The organism is Jiella pacifica (assembly GCF_010500815.1).
Taxonomy (GTDB): domain Bacteria; phylum Pseudomonadota; class Alphaproteobacteria; order Rhizobiales; family Rhizobiaceae; genus Jiella; species Jiella pacifica.
Genome location: NZ_JAAAMG010000010.1, coordinates 1 through 22773, shown reverse-complemented (window position 1 = coordinate 22773; position 22773 = coordinate 1). Strand labels below are relative to the sequence as shown.

Sequence of the window (22773 nt, the reverse complement as noted above, 5' to 3'; positions counted from 1 at the left end):
TCGCAGCTTCCCGCTTGGCAGTCTCCTCGGTGGCGAGCTCCTGAGCCGCGTCTGAGGTGTCTTCGTCCGGGAGCAGGAACGGGTCTGCATCGCCCGCAGCATCCTCCCCATAGGGCTTGACCGGCTCGGACGAAGCGGCGTCGCCAGCTGGCTGCGAATCGCCGGCGGCGGTCTCGACCGTGTCGTCCTGCTTCGGCATTTCGACTGCGTCGGGTGATGCGGTTTCTGCGGAGACCGGATCGGGAGACGCCGCCATTTCGGACGGGGCCGTTTCGATCGGGGCTTCTACGAGCTCGTGGGATGCCCCCTCGGTGGCGTCCAGCTGGTCGATCGCCGGGGCTTCGGAAGCGCGTTCCGGCTCCAGGCTGGGCGTAGCCTGCGTCGCCGCCTCACCCACCGGGGCGGGCTCCGCGGGACGGCGCGAGGACGAGCCGTTGGCAGCGGTATAGGGTGCCGAAAAGCCGGAATTGTTGCCACCGGCGAAAGAGCCGAAGGAGAGGTTCGCAGCCTCCAGGGCGCCCGACATCAATGCCTGAGCCGGCAGGCTCATGGCCTCGATCGTCGCACCGAAGCTCCCCAGCCTAGCCGCGGCCCCGAAGCCGCTCTCGCCGGCGCCCGAGACACCGCGCCCGAGCACGCCGGCCTTGGCGATGCGCTCGGCATAGGCGCCCATGCGGCGCGGACCGGCGGCGGGCTCACCCGCCTTCGGCTGCGTCGCGCCGGTGTGGGTGGTGCCGTGGGTCAAAGCGAAGTCGACGATGCGTGGGGCGATCTCGGCACGGAAGCGCGAGCCGTTGAAGACGCCGTAATGGCCGACCTTCGGCTGGACGTAGTGGACGCGCTTGTTGCCGGGAATGTTGACGCACAGATCCTGTGCCGCCTCGGTCTGGCCGACGCCGGAGATGTCGTCGTTCTCGCCCTCGACGGTGAGGAGACCGGTGCGATGGATCGCCGTGAGGTCGACCCGCTGCCCGCGATGGGTGATCTCGCCCTTCGGCAGCGAATGCTTGACGAACACCTCGTTGACCGTCTGCAGGTAGAACTCGGCGGTCATGTCCATGACGGCATTGTACTCGTCATAGAAGGTCCGGTGCTTTTCCGCCGAATCGCCGTCGTCCTTGACGAGGTGCCAGAAGAAATCCTTGTGGGCGATGACGTGCCGGTCGAGGTTCATCGACATGAAGCCGGTCAACTGCAGGAAGCCCGGATAGACCTGCCGCATGAAGCCGGAATGCGGGAAGGGTACCTGCATGATGACGTTGTCGCGGAACCAGTCGATGCCGCGTTCCTTGGCAAGATCGTTGACCGCGGTGGGATTGATCCGGGTGTCGATCGGCCCGCCCATCAGTGTCATGGTGGCCGGCGCGCAGGGGTCGTCGTTCTGCTCCATGACGGCTGTCGCCATCAGCACCGGCACGGCCGGCTGGCAGACGCCGATGACGTGGGTGTCCGGCCCGAGGAAGCGGAGCATCTCGATGACGTAGTCGACATAGTCGTCGAGATCGAACCCGCCACTGGAGAGCGGGACGGTGCGGGCGTCCTTCCAGTCGGTGATATAGACCTCGGCGTAAGGCAGCAGCGCCTCGACCGTGCCTCGGAGCAACGTCGCATAGTGGCCCGACATCGGCGCGACGACGAGAATGCGCGGGTCCTTGCCGTGCCCCTTCGGCAAAGCGCGCTCGAAATGCAGGAGGTCGCAGAACGGTTTCGACCAGACCGGCTTATCGACCACGGGAACGCGCTGGCCGCGGATCGTCGTCTCGTCGAGGCCGAATTCCGGTTTGCCGTAGATCCGCGTCGTGCGCTCGAAAAGCTCCGCCATCGCCGCGAAGGAGCGGCCGGCGGTGGTGTGCGAAAGCGGGTTGAGCGGATTCTGGTAGAACAGGCGGGTGGCGTCGGCAACGGCGCGAAACGGCGTCAGCGCGGCGTGATTCCATTCATATAGCTGGTATAACATCGCGGCTACCTTCTCTTTAATTCCGTTATAGCAAGCGTTGCTGCAATGCACAAATTCCGGGACGTCCACTTCGCATCGAGCATTTTCCGGACGACGAACGGCCGGCGGACCGGCGAGGCCCGATCAATCAGCGCCTGGATTGGCTTCCGGCAGGTTAAGCGGCAAATGCTTTTGTGAAACCTTCATGAAAACTCTTCCGGCATAAAATGACGTATCGTCGGGCGTGTCGAGCGCCGCGACGACCATGATGTCACAATGTCGGAAGCTGCGTGCTCGTTCCGCCACAGGGATCATAGGCCGAAATTGGCCGCTTCATCGGCTAGGCGCGAAAACGGCCGCCGCTCAAAGCCAGCGGATCATCACGCTTCGCGTTGCCCCAAGGCTTCCCGGCGGCGTTTCCGCCCGCTTGCGCTCATGCAGCCATGGCGGACAGTCCGCGTCCGGAACGGCGGCAAAGCCCAGACGTCGATAGAAGGGCGCGCCGACCGGGATGTCGCCATAGGTCGTCAGTCCCACCGCGCGGTGCTGGAACCAGCGGGCTCGCTCCAGGACGGCGGACACGAGCGACCGGCCGATGCCGCGGCGCTGGTGATCGGGATCGACCGACAGTTCGCTGATCCAGTAGAGTTCGCCGAGGTCTCGGGCGGCGACGAAGCCGACGGCTTCGCCGGAGCGCTTCTCCTCGGCGACGAAGACTTCGTGTTCGACCAGGAAGCGCACGAATTCGCCGATGGACGGCTTCGGCGCATCGGAAAGCTTCGTCTTGCCGAGGGCAATCAGCGTCGCCTCGGCTCGGCGCTCGATCGCAAGCAGCTGCTGCGCCTCGCCGGGCTCCATCATGCGGATGCGATAGCCCTTCGGGCCGAAGCCCTTGAACGCTTTCCGGCCGGCCTTCGAGGCTGCGCCGATCCGTGGGCCGACACGAGGCTCGCCGCCGGCGCCCTGTTCAGCCGTCATAGCCCTCGACGATGACGATGTCGCCGTCCGCCACGCTCTGACGGATCGCCTTGGCCTTTTGATAGTCGTCGCTCGCGTAGCAGGCCCTGGCGGTCTCCAGGCTGTCGAATTCGATGATGACGTTGCGCGAACGCGCTTTGCCTTCGAGCGCATCGACCGCGCCACCGCGGGCCAGGAATTTCGCGCCATGCGCCTCGAAGGCGGGTTTTGCCGCCGCGACATAGGCCTTGTAGCCTTCGGGATCACGCACGTCGATCGAGGCGATCCAGTATCCTTTTGCCATTCTAAATTCCTCCCGGTTCAGTTTGCCTCGGCCATTTCGGCGAGGATGGCGGTCGCGGCCGTCTTGGGGTCGTCCGCCGCGACGATCGGCCGGCCGACCACAAGATGCGATGCGCCGGCGTTCAGTGCGTCGGCCGGCGTCGCAACGCGTTTCTGGTCACCGTGCGCGCTGCCCGTAGGCCGGATGCCTGGGGTGACGACCGCCATCTCCGGACCGACGATCTTGCGGATTTCGGCCGCTTCGGCAACGGCGGCGACGACGCCGCCCATGCCGACGTCGCGGGCTTGGGAGACGCGCAAGGCGACGAGTTCAGGGATCGTCAGCCGGTAGCCGGTGGCCGTCAGGTCGGCTTCGTCGAGCGAGGTCAGCACGGTGACGCCGAGAAGGGTGAGATCGCTGCCCTTCGCCGCAGCCGTCGCGGCGCGCATGGCGTGTGGGTAGGCGTGGATCGTCAGCATCGAGGCGCCGAGTTCGAGCGCGCTTTCCACGCCCTTTTCCACGGTGTTGGAAATGTCGAGCAGCTTCAGATCGAGGAACACCCGCTTGCCGGCCCGCGCCAGTTCGCCGACCAGCGGCAGGCCGCCGGACAGCGCCAATTGGTAGCCGATCTTGTACCAGACGACGGTGTCGCCGAGGCACTCGATGAGCCGCTCCGCTTCGTTCCGGCCGGTCACGTCCAACCCGACGATCAGCCTGTCCCTGGCATTGTCTCGCATCACCGCAGCCTCCTCGAAAGGCCCAGAATCGGACCTCCGAAGCTCTTTTCATCATTCGGGCGGAATGTCGACCGTGACGGTGGTGCCGGTGGTGTGGGAATTGACGTCGATTTCCGCGTCGAGACCGCGGACGAGGGAGACGGTGATGCGGCCGCCAAGGCCGCCTTCGACTTCGCGCGCCTTCTGCCGGCGACCGGCTTGGGCACCGGTCTCGACGATCTCACTGCCGCCGCCGGTCGTCTTCGGCTCTGCGGACGGCCGCGACATGCCCAGCGAGTCGGCCAGCTGCCGGGCCTCGTTGACTCCGCTCTGCGCTTCGCCCTCACGTCGCGCGTCCTCGGTCAGCTCCGAGATCTCGCGCCGATTGAGCGGCTTGGGCTGCTGGCGCTCGTAGGGCCAGCTGCTGTCCTCCGGCAGGCCGATGCCGTCGTCGGTGACGGTCAGGCGAATGACCCCGGAAGAGAGCATCTTCAGCCGCGCCTCGACGAGGCCCTCCTCGCGGCCCTGGAACGCATGTTTGAGAGCATTTGTCAGGAGTTCCGAGAACAGGAGGCCGATTCGCGCCGCGCGGTCCACCTTCACCTCGACGGCATCGCAATCGACGTTGATGCGCACCGAGCGGCGGCCGTCGAGATGGCCGATGGTCGCCGCGACACGGCTGATATAGGCGCCGAGCGGGACCCGTTCGGAGCGTGTCGAGCCGACGCCCGCCTCGGTCATCTCCTGATACAGAAGCTGCAGGCTCTCGATCCTTCGGGCCAGGGCGCTGAAACTATCGTGGCTGGTCTTCACCCGGGCCTGCATGCGGATCATGCCGACGATCATCGACAGATGATTCTTCACCCGGTGCTGGATCTCGCCGAGCGCGGCGTCGATGGGCGCCGCCTCGCCGACAGTCCGCGTCCCGGGCGCCGCGTCCGCGCCCTCGCTCATGTCCCGCTGGACACCGAGAAAGCACTGGAGCTTTTCGTTGTCGTCGTAGAGCGGCGTGATCATCAGTCGATTGACGAACTTCGTCCCGTCCGCCCGATAGTTCAGGATGTCGATCGAGATGTCGCGTTCGGCGCGCAGCGCCTCGCCGATCTGGCGCGCGTGTTCGGGATCGGTCTCGTCGCCTTGCAGGAACCGGCAGTTCCGGCCGATCGTGGCGGCTGCCGCATAGCCGGTGATGCGGCCGAAGGCGGCGTTGGCATAGATGATCGGATTGCCGTCGAGATGCGGGTTGGTCAGAACCAGCGCGAGAGGCAGCTTTGCAAGCGCCGCTGTCGTAATATTCGAGGGGATCCCAAAGGTCTCCGAGTTTTCCTCATCACGCTTGTCCATGTGACGCCAACCTCGTCGCGAATCCGATATCAAGCCCGATTGTCTTTCGTCGTCGCCCGCCTGCCCGAGCCCTGCCAGGTGCCTGGCCATGGATGGCGAGGGTTCCAGTCCGGCCGGTATGTGGAGAATGCGTCGACGGACGAAGAGGTTGGTTCAGGCGCGAAGATTTCAAGAACCGAGCTGCTGAAAGGCTTGAAAACGCAAGGAGTCCGCCTGATTTCGCCGACGATTGCAAGCCTTGCGATCAATGGCCGGCTACGAAACCGCGCTGTCCCAGTTTCGTCATCCGAACGACCTAACGCCCTGAATCGGCTCGGTGACCCGCCTCAGTGAGCCGCTTCCCAATTATCGGCGGCTTTGGCGTCGACGACGAGGGGAACTGACAAATTGACGCGGGGGAGCGGCGCCTCTGCCATGATCTTGGCAACGAGCGGCAGCGTCGCCTCGACTTCGTCGTCCGGCACTTCGAAGATCAGTTCGTCATGCACCTGAAGCAGCATCTTCGCCGCCAGCCCGGCTTCGTCGAGGGCGCCCTCCATCCGGATCATCGCCCGGCGGATCACGTCCGCCGCCGTGCCCTGGATCGGCGCATTGATCGCGGCGCGCTCGTTGAAGGCCCGCATCGAAGCATTCGGGGACTTGATGTCGGGATAATGCACCCGCCGGCCGAACAGCGTCTCGACATAGCCGTGCTGCTTCGCGAAGGCCTTGGTCGCGTCCATGTAGTCGCGGATGCCGGGGAAGCGTTCGAAATAGCGGCGGATGTAGAGCCCTGCCTCCTCGCGCGGGATCGCCAGCTGATTGGCGAGGCCGAAGGCGGAGATGCCGTAGATGATGCCGAAATTGATCGCCTTCGCCCGCCGCCTGACGTCCGACGGCATGCCCTCGACGGGCACCCCGAACATTTCCGAGGCGGTCATGGCGTGGATGTCGAGCCCCTCGACGAAGGCCTGCTTCAATTGCGGGATGTCGGCGATGTGGGCGAGGATGCGCAGCTCGATCTGGCTGTAGTCGGCCGAGACCAGCTTCTTGCCTTCCGGCGCGACGAAGGCGGTGCGGATCGCCCGGCCTTCCTCGGTGCGCACGGGAATGTTCTGGAGGTTCGGCTCGGAGGAGGAGAGGCGGCCGGTGGTGGTCGAGGCCATCGAATAGGAGGTGTGGATCCGCCCGCGCTGGTCCATATGGTTCGGCAGCGTGTCGGTATAGGTGCCCTTCAGCTTGGTCAGCTGACGCCATTCGACGATCTTCGAGGGCAGGGGATGGCCCTCGGCGGCGAGTTCCTCCAGTACCTTCACGTCGGTCGACCACTGGCCGCCCTTGGTCTTCTTGCCGCCGGGCAGACCGAGCTTGCCGAACAGGATCTCGCCGAGCTGCTTGGGCGAGCCCGGGTTGAACTCCTCGCCAGCGAGTTCGGCGATCTCGGCTTCCAGCCCGCCCTGCTTCTGGGCGAAGCGGCCGGACAGCCGCGACAGGATCTGCCGGTCGACCATGATGCCGCGCTCTTCCATCCGCGCCAGCACCGGCATCAGAGGTTTCTCCAGTCGCTCGTAGACCGAGGCCAAGCCCTCCGCCGCGAGCCGCGGCGTCAGGACCCGCCACAGCCGCAGCGTCACGTCGGCGTCCTCGGCGGCGTAGTGGGTCACCCGCTCGATCTCGCAGGCGGCGATCGGCCGGGCGTTGCGGCCCGAGCCGCAGAGATCCTTGAACGAGATCGGCTTGTGGCCGAGGAAGCGCTCGGAAAGCTCGTCCATGCCGTGGCCGGAGAGCGAGGCCGAGGCGTCGAGCGCATAGGAGATCAGCATCGTGTCGTCGAAGGGAGCGACGACGATGCCATGGCGCAGCATGACGAGATAGTCGTATTTGGTGTTCTGCCCGACCTTGAGAATCGCGGGATCTTCCAGAACCGGCTTGAGCACGGCCAGCGCGGTTTCCAGCGGGATCTGCGGGCCGATCTCCTCTTCCACCGACTTGTCCGAGAGAAGATCCGCCTCGCCATTCGGCGAGACGTGGCCGAGCGGGACATAGGCGGCGCGGCCTGGAGACACCGCAAAGGAGACGCCGACGAGCTTGCCGTTCATCGCTGACAGGGCGTCCGTCTCGGTGTCGAAGGCGAGGATGCCGGTCTCGGTCGCTTCAGCCAGAAAGTCACGCAGCGCGGCCTCGTCGCGGATCGTCAGATAGGCCGAATGGTCGAAGCTAGCGGCCGCGGCCTCGCCCTTGCGCGATTCGACCAGCATCGCCGGGACGAGGGCAAGGCGCGGCGCGCCATCCTCGCCGGCGCCGACCGCTGCCGGCCGGCTCGCCGCGGCGGGATCGAGATCGGGCCCGCGCACCGGGGCGTCGACGTCGATCTTCGCCGTCTCGACGTCGCTCGCCGAGACGGCGAGGGTCGCGGCGACGCGCCGGGTTAGGGTGGTGAACTCCATCGCCTTCAGGAAGGCGATCAGCTTCTCGCCGTCCGGCTCGTTGAGGAAGAGATCATCGAGCGGCGTGTCGAGCGGCATGTCGCAGTCGAGGGTGACGAGACGCTTCGAGAGCCGCGCCTGTTCGGCGAAGGCGATGAGGTTTTCCCGCCGTTTGGCCTGCTTGATCTCCTCGGCGCGCTCGAGCAGCGTTTCGAGGTCCCCATAGTCGTCGAGCAGCTGCGCCGCCGTCTTCGGCCCGATGCCCGGAACGCCCGGAACGTTGTCGGAGGTGTCGCCGACCAGCGCCTGGAGGTCGATCATCTTCTCCGGATAGACGCCGAATTTCTCCTTCACCTCTTCCGGCCCGAGGCGCTTGTCCTTCATCTGGTCGTAGAGGATGACGCCCGGGCCGACGAGCTGCATGAGATCCTTGTCGGAGGAGACGATGGTGACGTCGCCGCCGGCGGCGATCGCCTGTTTCGTATAGGTGGCGATCAGATCGTCCGCCTCGTATCCCTGCTTCTCGATGCAGGGCAGGTCGAAGGCACGCACCGCCTCGCGGATGACGGCGAATTGCGGCACGAGGTCTTCCGGCGGCGCCGTGCGGTTGGCCTTGTACTGATCGTAGAGCTCGTTGCGGAACGTCGTCGAGGAATGGTCGAAGATCACCGCGAAATGCGTCGGCGCGACCCCGACGGACGTGTCGCGCGATTCCTCGACGAGCTTCCACAGCATGTTGCAGAAGCCCGACACCGCGCCGACCGGCAACCCGTCGGACTTGCGGGTCAATGGCGGCAAAGCGTGATAGGCGCGGAAGATGTAAGCCGAGCCGTCGACGAGGAAGAGGTGATCGCCCTTTTTCATGGCAGGGTTGGTATCGCGCGCGCGTCGGCCTGTCCATCGCCGGAAGCGGCGACGCCGCGTCTCTCCAAGCAGGATCGCCGCACAATGATGGCCAGAACGAAACAGCCGATGCAACGGGAACGAAACGTTGCCGAAAAGTCACGTTGGTCGACTTATGCGCGCATGCATCGTTCCGGGGCGTTGCATTGCAGCGCGATCCATGATCATTTCTGGCGAAATCACCCTATTCACGTCGATGTGAGAGGGTGAGCCTTGCCCGTAGCTTGATTTCCGCACTCCGCGGTCGCATTATCATAAGCGACGGTGCGACAGAAAGCGCCGTATTCGGCCAAGGCACGTCCCCCGCTTAAGAGCCGAAATTAGAGACGCCGAGGTCCTCTTCCCCCCTCTCCAGGACCGGCGTCGAGAGAGTGCAAGAGAGTCGTCACGGCGTATCCCCCTCCAGGCCGTGGCGGCTCTCTTCGTTTATGATGGCCCTGCTTCCCTTCATCGTCGTGTCATTGATCTGACGGCCTCCCGTCACCGCAGCCGCCAGCTACGAAGATTTCGCGATCTGGGGATTTCGCAAAGCACCTGCGAAAACCGCGTTGACACCGCGAAGTCCAGCTTCTAATGGTCCGCCCCGTGCCCAGGTGGCGGAATTGGTAGACGCGCACGGTTCAGGTCCGTGTGCCGCGAGGCGTGAAGGTTCGAGTCCTTTCCTGGGCACCATTCCCCAAATTGAATCGTAAAAGCCGACCCGGTATCGGGCGGCCGTTCCGAGCCGTGAGACGCTGGGTCGCCCATTTTCGGTGCCGCCGGCGTGGTCGGGATGGCGGCGCAGGGCGAGATCCTTGCGCGGTCGAAGCGTTGTCCGTGGTGACGCCGATTTCGACCGACGGCGAGCGTCTGCCGCATTGCTTCACGCAGGCGGCATCTCGTGATCGTCGCCTTTCACCCGTTGGCCGGCCTCGGAGGCTGCATTACGCTTTTGGCCGCTCCATCGACCCTGCGGGTGCGAGGGGCGAGTGTTCTTCGCCGCGAAGCGTCGTGACGAACGATGCGATCGGGACGCGGGATTGATCTTCGTCAAGGACGAAGGCGCCGCTGGCCGGCAGGCTGCAACAGCGAACGCCTGACGCGAAGGCGCATCCGAGCGTCGCGGCATTTTTCACCGACGGCTGGCCTTGCCAGAACGCGCGGATTCCGGGTCCAAACCCGGGTCGGGTCGTGCGCCGCGAAAAAGACGGTGAACTTCGCCACTTTCAACCCGTTGGGTTCCGGCAGACCCAGTTGAATTCACCCATTCGACCTTCGAGGGCATCATGCAAGACGAAGATCTCGCGCTGATCGACCGCTACTGGCGCGCCGCGAACTATCTTTCCGTTGGCCAGATCTATCTCGTCGACAATCCGCTCCTGACGGAGCCGCTGAAGCCGGAGCATGTCAAACGACGGCTGCTCGGCCATTGGGGGACGACGCCGGGGCTGAACTTTCTCTACGCCCATCTCAACCGCGTCATCCACGCCCGCGACGCCTCGGTCTTGTTCATCTGCGGCCCTGGCCATGGCGGGCCGGCGATAGTGGCGAACACCTGGCTCGAGGGCAGCTACGGCCAGATCTATCCAAAGGTCGGCCAGACGCTCGACGGCATGCGGCGTCTGTTCCGGCAATTCTCCTTTCCCGGCGGCATTCCGAGCCACGCTGCGCCCGAGACGCCCGGCTCCATTCATGAAGGCGGCGAACTCGGCTATGCGCTCGCCCATGCCTATGGCGCCGTGTTCGACGATCCGGATCTCGTCGCCGCCTGCGTCATCGGCGACGGCGAGGCCGAGACGGGCGCGCTCGCCGCCTCCTGGCATTCCAACAAGTTCCTGAACCCGGCGGTCGACGGCGCCGTGCTGCCGATCCTCCATCTCAACGGCTACAAGATCGCCAATCCCACCGTTCTCGGCCGCATGAGCCGGGAAGAGCTGGAAGCGCTGTTCACCGGCTACGGCCACGAACCGATCTTCGTCGAAGGTTCCGATCCGGCAGCGATGCATGTCGCAATGGCAAACGCGCTCGACCACGCCTTCGATCGGATCGCCGCCATCCAGGCCCGCGCTCGCAGCGGCGGGAAGGGTGCCGAAGAACGGCCGCGCTGGCCGATGATCGTCTTGCGCTCGCCGAAGGGCTGGACCGGGCCGAAAGAGGTCGACGGCAAGAAGGTGGAAGGGTTCTGGCGCGCCCATCAGGTGCCGGTCGCCACCGTGCACGACAATCCCGAGCATCTCGCCATTCTCGAAGAGTGGATGCGCTCCTATCACCCGGAAGAGCTGTTCGAGCCGGATGGGCGCCTCAAAGCCGAACTTGCCGAGCTCGCGCCGACGGGCGCCAGGCGCATGGGCGCCAACCCGGCTGCGAATGGCGGGCTGCGCCGCCTCGACCTCGCCCGTCCCGGCCTCGACGCCTTCGCCATCAAGGTCGAGGCGCCGGGCCGGACCACCGGGGAGGCGACGCGGGCGCTCGGCCGCTATCTGAAGGTGCTGCTCGACGAAAACGCCGAAGCCGCCAACATCCGCCTGTTCAGCCCGGACGAACTCGCCTCGAACCGCCTCGACGCGGTGTTCGAGACGACCGACCGGGTGTGGATGGAGGGAATCGAGCCCTATGACGTCAGCCTCGCCTCCCAGGGCCGGGTGATGGAGGTCCTCTCCGAGCACCTCTGCCAGGGCTGGCTCGAGGGCTATCTCCTCACCGGCCGTCACGGGCTCTTCGCCTGCTACGAGGCCTTCATCCACATCATCGACTCGATGTTCAATCAGCACGCCAAGTGGTTGAAGGTTTCGCGCCACCTTCCCTGGCGGGCGCCGATCGCCTCGCTGAACTATCTGCTCACCTCCCATGTCTGGCAGCAGGACCACAACGGCTTTTCCCATCAGGACCCGGGCTTCGTCGACCATGTCGCCTCCAAGAAGGCCGATGTCGTCAGGATCTATTTTCCGCCGGACGCCAACACGCTGCTGTGCGTCGCCGATCATTGCTTCGAGACTTACGACCGGGTGAACGTCATCGTCGCCGGCAAGGCGCCGGCGCCGCAATGGCTGTCGATCGAGGAGGCGAGGGCGCATGTCGCGGCGAAGATCTCGGCCTGGCCCTTCGCCAGCAACGTTGCCGAGGATGCCGAGCCCGATCTCGTCATGGCTTCGGCCGGCGACGTTCCGACCATCGAGGCGCTCGCGGCCGTCGATTTCCTTCGGCGAGCGCTGCCGGATGTCTCGATCCGCTTCGTCAACGTCATCGACCTGATGGCGCTGCAGCGCCGGGAGGACCACCCGCACGGTCTCGACGCGGCGCGGTTCGACGCGCTGTTCACCCGCGACCGCCCGGTGATCTTCGCCTATCACGGTTATCCGCGGCTGGTTCACCAGCTCTGCCACGGGCGCACCAACCACGCCAATTTCCACGTTCACGGCTATCATGAGGAGGGCACGACGACGACGCCCTTCGACATGACCGTCCTCAACGGGCTCGACCGGTTCCACCTCGCCATCGCCGCCATCGAGCGGCTGCCGGAGAAGGGCGGCGAAGCGGGCGCCGAGGCGCTGCGGGAGCTCCACCGAAGGCTCGATGCCCACAGGACCTACGTCGTCGCCAATGGCATCGACATGCCGGAAATCACCGAGTGGGTCTGGTCGTCGTGAGCGAACTTCGCCCCGAGCCGGGACGATGAGCGAGCCGACCGACCTGCGCCCCGGCGATGCCGTCCTCTGCCTCAATGCCGGTTCGTCGAGCCTGAAGCTGGCATTGTTCGCGGCGGCGGAAGGCGGCTCGCTCGTCGCGCTCGCCCGCGGGCGGATGAAGCCGGTGGAGGGCGGACTTCACGTGGCGATGGCCGGAGAGAACGTCCCGCCGCTCGACGAGACGGTGGCGCGTTCCGTCGGCGACGGTGGTCAGAGCGACGAACCCGCCCATGCGCGGCTCCTCGACTGGGCTGTCACGGCCGCGCCGACCGGACGACTTGCCGGCGCGGGGCACCGGGTCGTCCACGGGGGCCCGGACTTCGCCGGCCCCGCCATCCTCGGAGCCCCGACGATCGCGGCGGTCGAAGCGCTGACGCCGCTCGCGCCGCTCCACCAGCCGCTGGCACTGGTGCCGATCCATGCCATCGCCCGGCTGCGGCCGGAGCTGGCGCAGACGGCCTCCTTCGACACGGTCTTCCACCGCACCATCGCGCCGGTCCTCAGGCGCTACGCCCTGCCGCGCGACCTCGCTAATCGCGAGGGCCTGACGAAATTCGGCTTTCACGGCGTCAGCTACGACTTCATCGCCGGCGAACTGGCTCGCCGCGATCCCGGCGGTGAGGGCAAGCGCACGGTCGTCGCCCATCTCGGCTCCGGCGCCAGTCTCTGCGCCATGAGAGATGGTAAAAGCGTCGACACCACCATGGGCTTTTCGGTGCTCGACGGACTCGTGATGGCAACTCGCTGCGGCTCCCTTGACCCGGGGGTCGTGCTCCACCTTTTCAAACGGATCGGCATGACCGCGGATGCGGTCGAGGACCTCCTCTATCACCGATCGGGGCTCCTCGGCGTCTCCGGCATTTCGCGCGACATGCGCGAACTCCTGGCCGACGAAAGCGCCGCGGCGCGCGAAGCGGTCGAGCTCTTCGTTCATTCGATCGCCCGCGAGACCGCAGCGATGGCGGCCTCGCTCGGCGGGATCGACCGCTTCGTCTTCACCGGCGGGATCGGCGAGAATCAGCCGGAGGTCCGAATGCGTGTGGCGGAACGGCTTGCCTGGTTGGGGCTTGCCGTCGAAGCGGCGCCGAACCGGGCGGGGGCGACTCGTATCAGCCCGGACGGCGCTCCGGTCGAGGTGCTGAGGATCGCGACCGACGAAGAATCCATCATAGCTCGGGACGCCGCCCGTCTGCTGGCTTAGCGGGGTCTTCCACCGCGTTCGCGGTGGCGCTCCGGCAGTTCGCCGGTGATGAAGCGGTAGCTCCGGCGAGTGCCGGCGCCACTGCCGCCGCAGAATCTCCACCGGCCCCGTCAGCTCATGCGAACCAGTCGTGCTCGGTCAGGGCGTTCCCCAAGAATCCGAGATCGGCGACGAGTTCCTCGCGGGTGATCGCGCCGCCGAGGCAGATCCTCAGGGCCTCCCGCGGCGGGCCCGTGACGGTGAAGGCATCGGAGGGCATCACGCCGAGACGGCGGCCGGCGAGACGGCCCATCAGATGGGCCCGTCCGTCGGCCTCGGCCGGCAGGCGCAGCCAGATGTTGAAGGCGTAGGGGTCCGAAGCGAAGTCGAAGCCGTCGAGGCATTCGGCAGCGATCGTCTGGCGGGCGGCGCTCTCGGCCCGGATGAAGCGGCGGATGCCGTCGGCCGTTCCGTCCTCGATCCAATGGGTGGCGAGGGCCACGGAGATCGGCGAAGCCATGCCGCTCGCCGCCCGCAGCGCCTGGGTGAGGGCGAAGGCGTCCTTGCCGCTCGGCGCGACCGTGTAGGCCAGCCGCAGCCCGGCGCCGATGCATTTGGCAAGGCCGCCGATATGCCAGATCAGGTCCGGCGCGCTGACGGCGAGAGGCGCCGGCGCCTTGGGCGGGATGAAGCCGTAGGCGTCGTCCTCGATCGCCGGCAGGCGATATTCGTTGAGGATCTCGGCGACGGCGAGGCGCCTCGCGGTCGGCATGGTGATCGTCGTCGGATTCTGCAGCGTCGGGTTCAGATAGAGCATCTTCGGCCGGTGGCGGCGGATCGCCTCTTCCAGCGCTTCGGGGAGAATGCCCGCCTCGTCCATCTCAAGGCCGAGAATGTTGCGGCGCATGACCTTGGCGATGCTGCGGAAGCCCGGATAGGTGATCGCCTCGCAGAGGATCGTGTCGCCGGGCTCAGTGGCGAGCGAGAGGATCGCCGTCATCGTCGCGTGGGCGCCGGGCGTCACGGCGATGCGTTCGAGCTTCGGCACCATGCCGCGCATCGACAGCCAGGAGGAGGCGGCGATCTTGTCCTTCTCGCCGCCCGTCGGCGACTGGTAGCGCAAGAGCGCGACGAGGTTGGCGCCGACATAGTCGAGCCCCTCGCGCATCTTGGCAAGCAGCACCGGATCGCTCGGCTCCGGCGGCATGTTCATGGTCGCATCTTCGGCCGTCGCCCGCTCGGGATCGACCCGGTCCGCCCGGCCCGCCGGCGGCGAAACGAAGGTGCCCCGGCCGACATGGCTGTCGACGAGACCGCGAGACCTCGCTTCGGCATAGGCGCGCGAGACGGTGGTGAAGTCGATCGACAGCCGCTTGGCGAGCCGGCGCTGCGGCGGCAGCCGGGCGCCCGCCTTCAGCCGGCCGAGCCGCACGTCGCTCTCCAGCGCGTCGGCGATGTCGAGATAGAGCGGCTTGCCGCCTTTGGCGATCTCCGGGATCCAGTCCGTCACGGTCGTCTCCTGCATGCGCCTCCGTGCTTTACACATCCCGGCGTGCGGCGCAAAAAATTGTATGGAGAATTATCGTGGAATTGGGTGCTGCGCTGCCCGCTGTTTTATTGGTCTTATTGACGTGAAATTTAGCAGAGACCGCCGATTTAGCAAGCAATGATGCTATATTATAAGCATGAGGCCACTGCGCTGCAAAAAATATTGTATGGAAAATAGAATGGATATTGACGGGATCAGGGCCACCCGATCACTCTGCCGGCCATACCCCCACGGCTACAGGAGGAATGGATGCCGGCAGTTACCGCGGAAGCCCACAAGGACGGCGACTACTTCGTCGACTACGAGGAAAAGGTCTTCGAGGACGTCAAGGCCGAACCGGGCGAAAAGGCCCTCGTCGCCTTCCATACCGTCGCCTTCGAGGGCTCTATCGGCCTCGTCAACATCCTCAATGCCATCCGCCTCGGCCGGAAGGGCTACGAGACCTCGATCCTGCTCTACGGCCCGGGGGTCACCCTGGGCATTCAGCGCGGCTTCCCGACGCTGGGCGACGAGGCCTTTCCGGGTCATCAGAACTTCGCCGCCAATCTGAAGAAGTTCATGGCCGAGGGCGGCAAGGTCTATGCCTGCCGCTTCGCCCTGCAGGCCCTCTACGGCCATGGCGAGCCGGCGCTGCTGCCCGGCATCCGGCCGATCGCGCCGCAGGACGTGCTCGACTGCATCCTTCTGCACAAGAAGGCCAACGCCGTCGTCATCGACACCTGGACCCTCTGATCGCTGGCGCGCCGGGCGGCAAGGCCCGGTGCGCCACGGTCTTCATGCGCAGCGTCGAGGTTTCGGAGAGGAGGCAGGCACCATGCGAAGCGATACCGTGCGGGCCGCAGCGGTCCAGATCGCGCCCGATCTGTCGGGTCGGGCAGGGACGATCGAGCGCGTCCTGAACGCCATCACCGAGGCTGCCGACAAGGGCGCCGAGTTCATCGTCTTCCCCGAGACCTTCGTTCCCTACTACCCGTATTTCTCCTTCGTTCTGCCGCCGGTGAGCCAAGGCGCGGCGCATCTGAAGCTTTACGAAGAAGCCGTCAGCGTCCCGTCGCCGGAGACCCGGGCGGTGGCGGACGCGGCGCGGCGGCGCGGCGTCGTCGTCGTTCTCGGCATCAACGAGCGCGACCACGGCTCGCTCTACAATGCCCAGCTGATCTTCGACGCCGACGGCACGCTGAAGCTCAAGCGCCGCAAGATCACGCCCACCTATCACGAGCGGATGGTCTGGGGGCAGGGCGACGGCGCCGGGCTGAAGGTGGTCGACACCAGGGTCGGCCGGGTCGGTGCGCTGGCCTGCTGGGAGCACTACAACCCGCTCGCCCGCTACGCCCTGATGGCGCAGAACGAGGAGATCCACGCCTCGCATTTTCCCGGCAGCCTGGTCGGGCCGATCTTCGGCGAGCAGATCGAGGTGACCATGCGCCACCACGCGCTGGAATCCGCCTGCTTCGTCGTCAATGCGACGGGATGGCTGAGCGAGGAGCAGATCGCAGAGATCCATCCCGATCCGAAACTGCAGAAGGGCCTGCGCGACGGCTGCATGACATGCATCGTCTCGCCGGAAGGGCGCCATCTGGCCGAGCCGTTGACCGAGGGGGAGGGCATGGTGATCGCCGATCTCGACATGCGGCTCGTCACCAAGCGCAAGCGCATGATGGACTCGGTCGGCCACTACGCCCGGCCCGAGCTCCTGCATCTCGTCCACGACATGCGTCCGGCGACGCCGGTTCGCCAGATCCTGCCGTCCGACGACGACGATCGAGAGAACGAATTTCCCACCCAGCGCGAGGAAACGGCCGATGCTTGAGTCCGACCTCATCAACGATTTGCAGACCCGCGGCATGCGCCTCGTCGACCCGCGCGTCGGCAACGAGAGCCGGCGCGGCGGCGCCGGTCCTTCCGACCACAAGGCGGTGACCATCGGCGAGACGACGGTGATGGTGCCGGTCCACACCGCGCCGGCCTTCGAAAGCCCCTATCTCGTCGAGGCGCCGGACGGCGCCGGCCGCTCGCGCGTCACCCGCGACGGGGCGGAAGTCGCAAAGGTGCGGTTTCCCTCGCGTCCGCGCTTCTACGATCTGAAGACGGCCGAGGGCGTTCCCTACAATCAGATCGCCGTCCTCCACTCCCGCGACGTCCTGGCGACGACGGTGCTGCAGACCTGCATCCGCTACGAAAGCCGCAAGAAGACCTGCCAGTTCTGTTCCATCGGCCAGTCCCTCGCCGCCGGCCGCACCATCGCCCACAAGACGCCCTGGCAATTGGCCGAGGTCGCCAAGGCGGCGGTCGAGCTCGACGGCGTCAGGCACATGGTGATGACAACGGGAACGCCGAAGGGCCCCGATCGCGGCGCCGCGGTGCTGGCGGAAAGCGCCCGGGCGATCAAGGCGGCCGTCGATCTGCCGATCCAGGCGCAGTGCGAGCCGCCGGAAGACGATGCCTGGCACCAGCGCATGAAGGACGACGGCGTCGACGCCCTCGGCATGCATCTCGAAGCGGTGACGCCCGAAGTGCGCACCCGCATCATGCCGGGCAAGGCGAGCGTGCCTTTGACGAAATACTATTCGAGCTTCGAGGCTGCCGTAAAAGTCTTCGGCCGCGGCCAGGTCTCGACCTACATCCTCGCCGGCCTCGGCGACAGCGCCGAAGAGATCCTGGCGATGGGCGAGAGGCTCTGCGCCATGGGCGTCTATCCCTTCGTCGTCCCCTTCGTGCCGATTTCCGGAACGCCGCTCGAAAGCCATCCGGCGCCGAGCGCCGAGTTCATGGCCAGCGTGCTGCGGCCGCTCGGCCAGATGATCGTCGCGGCCGGCATGCGCTCGGAAGACATCAAGGCCGGCTGCGGACGCTGCGGCGCCTGCTCGGCGCTGTCGACCTACGAGAAGCTGAAGGTGCCGGCATGAACGCCTTCGACCCCGCCGTCTTCCATTGCCCCGGCTTCTTCATCAAGGCGGCCGGCGCGCCCTTCGAGAAGGCTGGCGCGGCGGCGCTGCGCCGGCGGGTCTTCGTCGAGGAACAGAAGATCTTCCGCGATCACGACCGCGACGCGATCGACGAGGTCGCGACCTGCCTCGTCGCCCTCTCCACCTATGCCCACGAGGCCGACGAGGTGGTCGGCACGGTGCGCATCCACGAGGCCGAGCCGGGCCTCTGGTGGGGCTCGCGGCTCGCCGTCGACAGCCGCTTTCGCAATGTCGGCCGGCTCGGCCAGCAGTTGATCCGGCTTGCCGTCTCCACCGCCAACGGCCGCGGTTGCCAGCGCTTCCTCGCCCATGTGCAAATGCAGAACGTGCCGCTGTTTCAGAAGCTCGCCTGGGCCGTGGAGGGCGAGGTGGTGATCCACGGCGTCCCCCATGCCCTGATGCAGGCCGATCTGGCGAGCTATCCGCCCTTCGCCGATCCCGAAAGCGGCTGGCTCAGCCTCACTCGCACTGGCAAGGGCCGGTCCATTCCCGTTTCGCTTCCTGCCTGCCACGAGGTGCCGGCACTGCTGCCGCCCTTGGATCAAGTCCACCGGGGCGCGGCATGACGCTGGGTTTTCTCGCCGAAGCGCTCCGCGGCCATCCCTCGATCCGCGGCAAGCTTGCCATCGGCGCGGCAACGGCGGCGCTTGGCCTCAGCGGCTCGAGCTTCGGCCGGCCGGGCGACGACGCGGCGCTGTTGCCGCGCAAGGACGGCGGCTTCGACCTGTTGGCCGGGGAGGGCTTTATCCCCCGCTTCGTCGCCGAGGATCCGTGGTTCGCCGGCTGGTGCGGCGTGATGGTCAATCTCTCCGACATCGCCGCCATGGGCGGCCGGGCGAGCGCCCTGATCGATCAGGTCTGGGCCCCGTCTCCGGAGGCGGCGAGACCACTGATGGAAGGCCTGCGGGCGGCGTCGGAAGCCTATGGCGTGCCCGTCGTTGGCGGCCACACCAACTATGGCAGCGCGGAGCTGGGCCTTGCCGTCACCGTCCTCGGTCATGCGGCGGCGCCGATCACCAGCTTCGACGCCGAGCCGGGCGATGTCCTCCTCGCGGCAATCGACAGGCGCGGCGACTACCGGCCGCCTTACGACAATTTCTGCGCCGCCCTCGACGCCCCGCCGGAGCGCCTTCGCGGCGACCTCGACGTCCTGCCGCAGCTTGCCGAGGCGGGGCTGGTGAAGGCCGGCAAGGACATCAGCCAGAGCGGCCTCGTCGGTACGGCACTGATGCTCGCCGAGTGCTCCGGCGTTGCGATCACGCTCGATCTCGGCCGCATCACGCTGCCCGAGGGGGCCACGCTGGAGCGCTGGCTGCGCAGCTTTCCGAGTTTCGGCTTCCTCTTGGCGGTGAAGCCCGGCGATGTCGATGCGGTCATCGCCCGTTTTGTCGAGCGCGATCTGTCGGCGGCGCCGATCGGCCGCATCGAAGAGGGCAGCGCCGTCAGCCTATGCCGGGGGGAGGAGCGGGCGCTCTTCTGGGACTGGCGCGCCGAACCCTATCTCCGCCCGTCCATTTCGGAGCCTGCCCATGCCTGAAGTCCATTTCACCCTCCGCTGGCCGGACGGCGCGGAGGAGCGCTGCTATTCGCCCTCCACCGCCATCAAGCGCCATCTCGATGCCGGGAAGACCTATCCGCTCGACGAACTGCTCGACCGTGTCCGCACCGGCCTGTCCGAAGCCTCCGACCGGGTGGCGGCGAAATACGGCTTCGCCTGCTCCTCGGCGATGGATCAGCTCGCCCGAATCGAGGCGCGTGCAAGGGCGTTCGAGGGCGGCGAGGACGCCAGTGTCCTCTGCACGAGGATCGAAGGATGAGCGCCATGACGAAGCCTGAACCCACGGCCCGCCAATCGCTGCCGGCCCCTCAGCAGCAGGCGCCTGCAAAGGCTGCGGCTTCCTCCGGGATTCCCGCTTCCGGAACGCCGAAGCAGGTGCCGGTGATCATTGTCGGCGGCGGACAGGCCGGCCTCTCCGTCAGCCGCCATCTGTGCAGGCACGGCATCGCGCATGTCGTCTTCGAGCGAAACCGACGCTTCCACTCCTGGCGGGTGAACCGCTGGGACAGCTTCTGCCTGGTGACGCCCAACTGGCAGTGCCGGCTGCCGGATTTTCCGTACCAGGGAAACGACGCCGACGGCTTCATGCTGAAGGACGAGATCACCGACTATCTCGATGCCTTCGCCGAAAGCTTTGACCCGCCGCTGCGCGAATGCGTCGCGGTCAAGAAGATCTTCCACCATGCCGGCGGTTATGTGGTCGAGACATCCGAGGGCGTCTGGTCAGCCGATCAGGTGGTCATCGCCACCGGCGGCTACGACACGCCGATCGTGCCCCCCTGTGCGGAACGGCTCGACCCGTCGATCACCCAGATCCATTCGCGGGAATACCGCCGTCCGTCGCAGCTGCCGGAGGGCGCCAGCCTCGTCGTCGGCACCGGCCAGTCGGGCGTCCAGATCATGGAGGATCTCGTCCGCGACGGGCGCAAGGTGCATCTCGCCGTCGGCGCGGCACCGCGCAGCCCGCGCAAATATCGCGGCCGCGACGCCACCGACTGGCTCTACGACATGGGCCACTACGCCATCACCATCGCCCAGCATCCGGATCCGCAGAAGGCGCTCACCCAGACCAACCACTACATGTCCGGCCGCGACGGCGGCAAGGAGATCGACCTGCGCCGATTCGTGGTCGAGGACGGCGTCTCGCTCTACGGCTCGCTGGCTGGCATGGAGGGGAGCCGGATCGAATTCCTGCCGGATCTCGAAAAGAACCTCGACGACGCCGACCGGAGCTATTGCGGCATTCGCGACCAGATCGACGCCTATATCGCCCGGCAAGGCATCGATGCACCCGAGGAACCACCCTTCGAAAAACTCTGGCGGCCGGAGCGGGAAGTCACCGGGATCGACGCCGCGGAACTCGGCATCACCTCGATCGTCTGGTCGATCGGCTTTCGCCCGGACTATTCCTGGATCGACGTCGACGTGTTCGACGACCGCGGCAAGCCGGTCTTCGATCGCGGCGTCACCAAGGCGCCGGGTTTTTATTTCATCGGCCTCGGCTGGCTCAATACCTGGGGCTCGGGCCGCTTTCTCGCCATTGACGAGGACAGCCGCTTCCTCGCCGACGCGATCGTCCGGCGGCATGCGGAAGCCGCGGCGAGCGCATAGAGGGCGGCAGCGTCGGATGAGGTCGGCGGAGATGCGGCGGCCCCGTCGCTACCGGATGATGCCTCTGGCCGCTCCCCGCGCCGAATCGCGTGCCTCGGGCTCAGCCTTCGACGTCGCCGAGATGGCGCCGCGCCGCGTAGAGCGCGATGGCGGCCGCGTTGGAGACGTTGAGCGAGTGGATGGCGCCGGGCATCGGCAGCCTCGCGAGCTTCGTCACGGTGCCCCGCGTCTTCTGGCGCAGCCCTTTGCCCTCGGCGCCGAGGACGATGGCGAGCTTTCCGCCGGCAAGGCTTGCCTCGAACGTCTCCGGCCCCTCCGAATCGAGGCCGATCGTCGTGAAGCCGTGCTCGGCGAGTTCGCCGAGCGCTTCGGCGAGATTGCGCACCTCGATCTGGGTGACGTGTTCCAGCGCCCCCGAGGCGGCCTTGGCAAGGACGCCGCTTTCCTGGGGCGAATGGCGGGTGGTGGTGACCACCGCGTCGGCGGCGAATGCCGTCGCCGAGCGCAGGATCGCGCCGACATTGTGCGGATCGGTCACCTGATCGAGGACGAGGACAAGCCTTGCGCCCTCGAGGTCTCCGAGTTTCTGCGCCGTCAGCGGCTCGGTCTCGACCGCGACGCCCTGGTGGACAGCCTCCGAGCCGAGTTCGGCGACGATGGTCTTGGGCTCGACGATTTCATACGGGCAGGGCAGGGCGCCTTCCGCGACGCCGAGGCGGGCGAGAGCGTTGCGTGTCACCAGCAGGCGATGCAGCCGGCGGCGCGGATTTTTCAGCGCCTCGCCGACCGTGTGGAGGCCGTAGAGCCAGATCCGGCCGGGCGCGGGGGCGCGGCCCGGGCTCGGCTCGCCCTTGCCGCGGCGGGCCGGCTCGCCGGCGCCGGCGCGCTTGGCGTCGCGGTGCGAGCGGCGCAGCTTGGCGTAATGAGTGTCCTTGCGGGTGCCGGCGGTCTCGTCTGTCATCATGCCGGCTTATCGGAGGCGGGGGGCGAGGGAAAGGGGGCGGCGATGCCGGGCGGACCCGGGATCGATCAATTCGCGCCTTCGGGGGCGTTGACACGGGCCCGCTCTTTTTTCATAAGGCCGCACGGACATGCCGGGCGGTGCTTTGCACCAGCCGGTAACATGCGGATGACGAAGCGCGAAAAGCGCCATGGTCGGTTCGGAGGGGTGTCCGAGTGGTTAAAGGAGACGGACTGTAAATCCGTTCGCTTAGCGTACGCTGGTTCGAATCCAGCCCCCTCCACCATCGCTTTCCAAGGTCCGCGTTTTGGCGTAGACAATGGCTGCGCGGGTATAGCTCAATGGTAGAGCAGCAGCCTTCCAAGCTGAATACGCGGGTTCGATTCCCGCTACCCGCTCCATTCTGACCATCAACTTTCTCTCGCCGGTGCCTGCGGCCCTATAGCGTCGAGCCGAGCGGCTGCGTCGATCAGTTGCCTTCGATCCAGCCGCCCGGGCAGGCATTCTCAGCAGCGGTGTGGTGTCGTCGCGGAGGTGCCCGCACTTGCGCCGCATCGCGCAAGCCTCTATGTCGCGCGCACCTGAAATCTCTTCCGACATGGGGAGCTGGCGATGGCCAAGAGCAAATTCGAGCGTAACAAGCCGCATGTGAACATCGGCACGATCGGACACGTCGACCACGGCAAGACGTCGCTGACGGCGGCGATCACCAAGTATTTCGGCGAATACCGCGCCTATG

At 66.5% G+C, this 22773-nt stretch carries 17 protein-coding genes, 3 tRNA genes and 1 pseudogene; 13 read left to right on the top strand and 8 right to left on the bottom strand.

The genetic code is table 11. The features are described from left to right. Window positions 1-736: 736 nt before the first annotated feature. From GTK09_RS27995 to polA, 6 genes and pseudogenes are all read right to left on the bottom strand, one after another. A pseudogene (locus tag GTK09_RS27995) lies at window positions 737-1957 on the bottom strand (polyhydroxyalkanoate depolymerase); the annotation flags it as partial. 342 nt (window positions 1958-2299) lie between these two features. Continuing rightward, a complete protein-coding gene (locus tag GTK09_RS13335) occupies window positions 2300-2914 on the bottom strand; it encodes a GNAT family N-acetyltransferase (protein WP_163463668.1) in 615 nt (204 codons plus the stop codon). Next, window positions 2904-3197 carry a DUF1330 domain-containing protein gene (locus GTK09_RS13330; RefSeq protein WP_163463667.1) on the bottom strand — a complete coding sequence of 98 codons (294 nt, stop codon included), beginning with the start codon at window positions 3195-3197 and terminating at the stop codon, window positions 2904-2906. The genes GTK09_RS13335 and GTK09_RS13330 overlap by 11 nt, the downstream gene beginning before the upstream one ends. A 17-nt stretch (window positions 3198-3214) precedes the next feature. Continuing rightward, entirely contained in the window at window positions 3215-3913 is a 699-nt protein-coding gene (gene pyrF / locus GTK09_RS13325) for an orotidine-5'-phosphate decarboxylase (protein ID WP_163463802.1), read from the bottom strand. 51 nt (window positions 3914-3964) lie between these two features. Next, complete coding sequence (locus GTK09_RS13320) at window positions 3965-5236, bottom strand: PAS domain-containing protein (protein WP_163463666.1); 1272 nt, start codon at window positions 5234-5236, stop codon at window positions 3965-3967. Between the two features lie 326 nt (window positions 5237-5562). Further along, window positions 5563-8505 carry a DNA polymerase I gene (gene polA, locus GTK09_RS13315; protein ID WP_163463665.1) on the bottom strand — a complete coding sequence of 981 codons (2943 nt, stop codon included), beginning with the start codon at window positions 8503-8505 and terminating at the stop codon, window positions 5563-5565. Window positions 8506-9131: 626 nt separating this feature from the next. Between polA and GTK09_RS13310 the strand changes: the two genes are divergently transcribed. The 3 genes from GTK09_RS13310 (at window position 9132) to GTK09_RS13300 (ending at window position 13410) form a co-directional block, all read left to right on the top strand. Beyond that, window positions 9132-9216: transfer RNA gene (locus GTK09_RS13310), tRNA-Leu, on the top strand. A 593-nt stretch (window positions 9217-9809) separates the two neighbouring features. Further along, window positions 9810-12170 (top strand): phosphoketolase family protein, encoded by a 2361-nt coding sequence (locus GTK09_RS13305; RefSeq protein ID WP_163463664.1) that lies wholly within the window; start codon window positions 9810-9812, stop codon window positions 12168-12170. Window positions 12171-12195: 25 nt separating this feature from the next. Further along, window positions 12196-13410: an acetate/propionate family kinase gene (locus GTK09_RS13300; protein ID WP_163463663.1), complete on the top strand. Its 1215-nt coding sequence runs from the start codon at window positions 12196-12198 to the stop codon at window positions 13408-13410. 115 nt (window positions 13411-13525) lie between these two features. On the opposite strand, the gene GTK09_RS13295 is transcribed toward GTK09_RS13300, so the two are convergent. Next, entirely contained in the window at window positions 13526-14899 is a 1374-nt protein-coding gene (locus GTK09_RS13295; RefSeq protein WP_163463801.1) for an aminotransferase-like domain-containing protein, read from the bottom strand. Window positions 14900-15187: 288 nt separating this feature from the next. Here GTK09_RS13295 and GTK09_RS13290 point away from each other — a divergent pair, with 288 nt between their 5' ends. The 7 genes from GTK09_RS13290 to GTK09_RS13260 all read left to right on the top strand — a co-directional run bounded on the left by GTK09_RS13290 (window position 15188) and on the right by GTK09_RS13260 (window position 21073). Beyond that, on the top strand, window positions 15188-15670 hold the full coding sequence (locus GTK09_RS13290) for an MSMEG_0572/Sll0783 family nitrogen starvation response protein (RefSeq protein WP_163463662.1): 483 nt from the start codon (window positions 15188-15190) through the stop codon (window positions 15668-15670). 82 nt (window positions 15671-15752) lie between these two features. Continuing rightward, window positions 15753-16748, top strand: a complete 996-nt coding sequence (locus GTK09_RS13285; protein WP_163463661.1) for a Nit6803 family nitrilase — start codon at window positions 15753-15755, stop codon at window positions 16746-16748. Further along, window positions 16741-17844, top strand: coding sequence for an MSMEG_0568 family radical SAM protein (locus GTK09_RS13280; RefSeq protein WP_163463660.1), 1104 nt, complete (start codon window positions 16741-16743; stop codon window positions 17842-17844). Before GTK09_RS13285 ends, GTK09_RS13280 begins: the two co-directional genes overlap by 8 nt. Further along, complete coding sequence (locus tag GTK09_RS13275) at window positions 17841-18470, top strand: MSMEG_0567/Sll0786 family nitrogen starvation N-acetyltransferase (protein ID WP_163463659.1); 630 nt, start codon at window positions 17841-17843, stop codon at window positions 18468-18470. The genes GTK09_RS13280 and GTK09_RS13275 overlap by 4 nt, the downstream gene beginning before the upstream one ends. Beyond that, window positions 18467-19441: a sll0787 family AIR synthase-like protein gene (locus tag GTK09_RS13270; protein ID WP_163463658.1), complete on the top strand. Its 975-nt coding sequence runs from the start codon at window positions 18467-18469 to the stop codon at window positions 19439-19441. The genes GTK09_RS13275 and GTK09_RS13270 overlap by 4 nt, the downstream gene beginning before the upstream one ends. Then, window positions 19434-19721, top strand: coding sequence for an MSMEG_0570 family nitrogen starvation response protein (locus tag GTK09_RS13265; protein WP_163463657.1), 288 nt, complete (start codon window positions 19434-19436; stop codon window positions 19719-19721). Before GTK09_RS13270 ends, GTK09_RS13265 begins: the two co-directional genes overlap by 8 nt. 5 nt (window positions 19722-19726) lie before the next feature. Beyond that, window positions 19727-21073, top strand: coding sequence for an MSMEG_0569 family flavin-dependent oxidoreductase (locus tag GTK09_RS13260; protein WP_163463656.1), 1347 nt, complete (start codon window positions 19727-19729; stop codon window positions 21071-21073). A gap of 100 nt (window positions 21074-21173) precedes the next feature. Here GTK09_RS13260 and GTK09_RS13255 read toward each other — a convergent pair whose 3' ends face one another. Next, entirely contained in the window at window positions 21174-22034 is an 861-nt protein-coding gene (locus GTK09_RS13255; RefSeq protein ID WP_163463800.1) for a TrmH family RNA methyltransferase, read from the bottom strand. 201 nt (window positions 22035-22235) lie between these two features. On the opposite strand from GTK09_RS13255, the gene GTK09_RS13250 reads away from it, so the two are divergent. From GTK09_RS13250 to GTK09_RS13240, 3 genes are all read left to right on the top strand, one after another. Then, window positions 22236-22320: transfer RNA gene (locus GTK09_RS13250), tRNA-Tyr, on the top strand. Between the two features lie 41 nt (window positions 22321-22361). After that, window positions 22362-22435: transfer RNA gene (locus GTK09_RS13245), tRNA-Gly, on the top strand. Window positions 22436-22646: 211 nt separating this feature from the next. Then, a partial coding sequence (locus tag GTK09_RS13240) for a GTP-binding protein (RefSeq protein ID WP_245396639.1) occupies window positions 22647-22773 on the top strand: 127 nt, incomplete at its 3' end.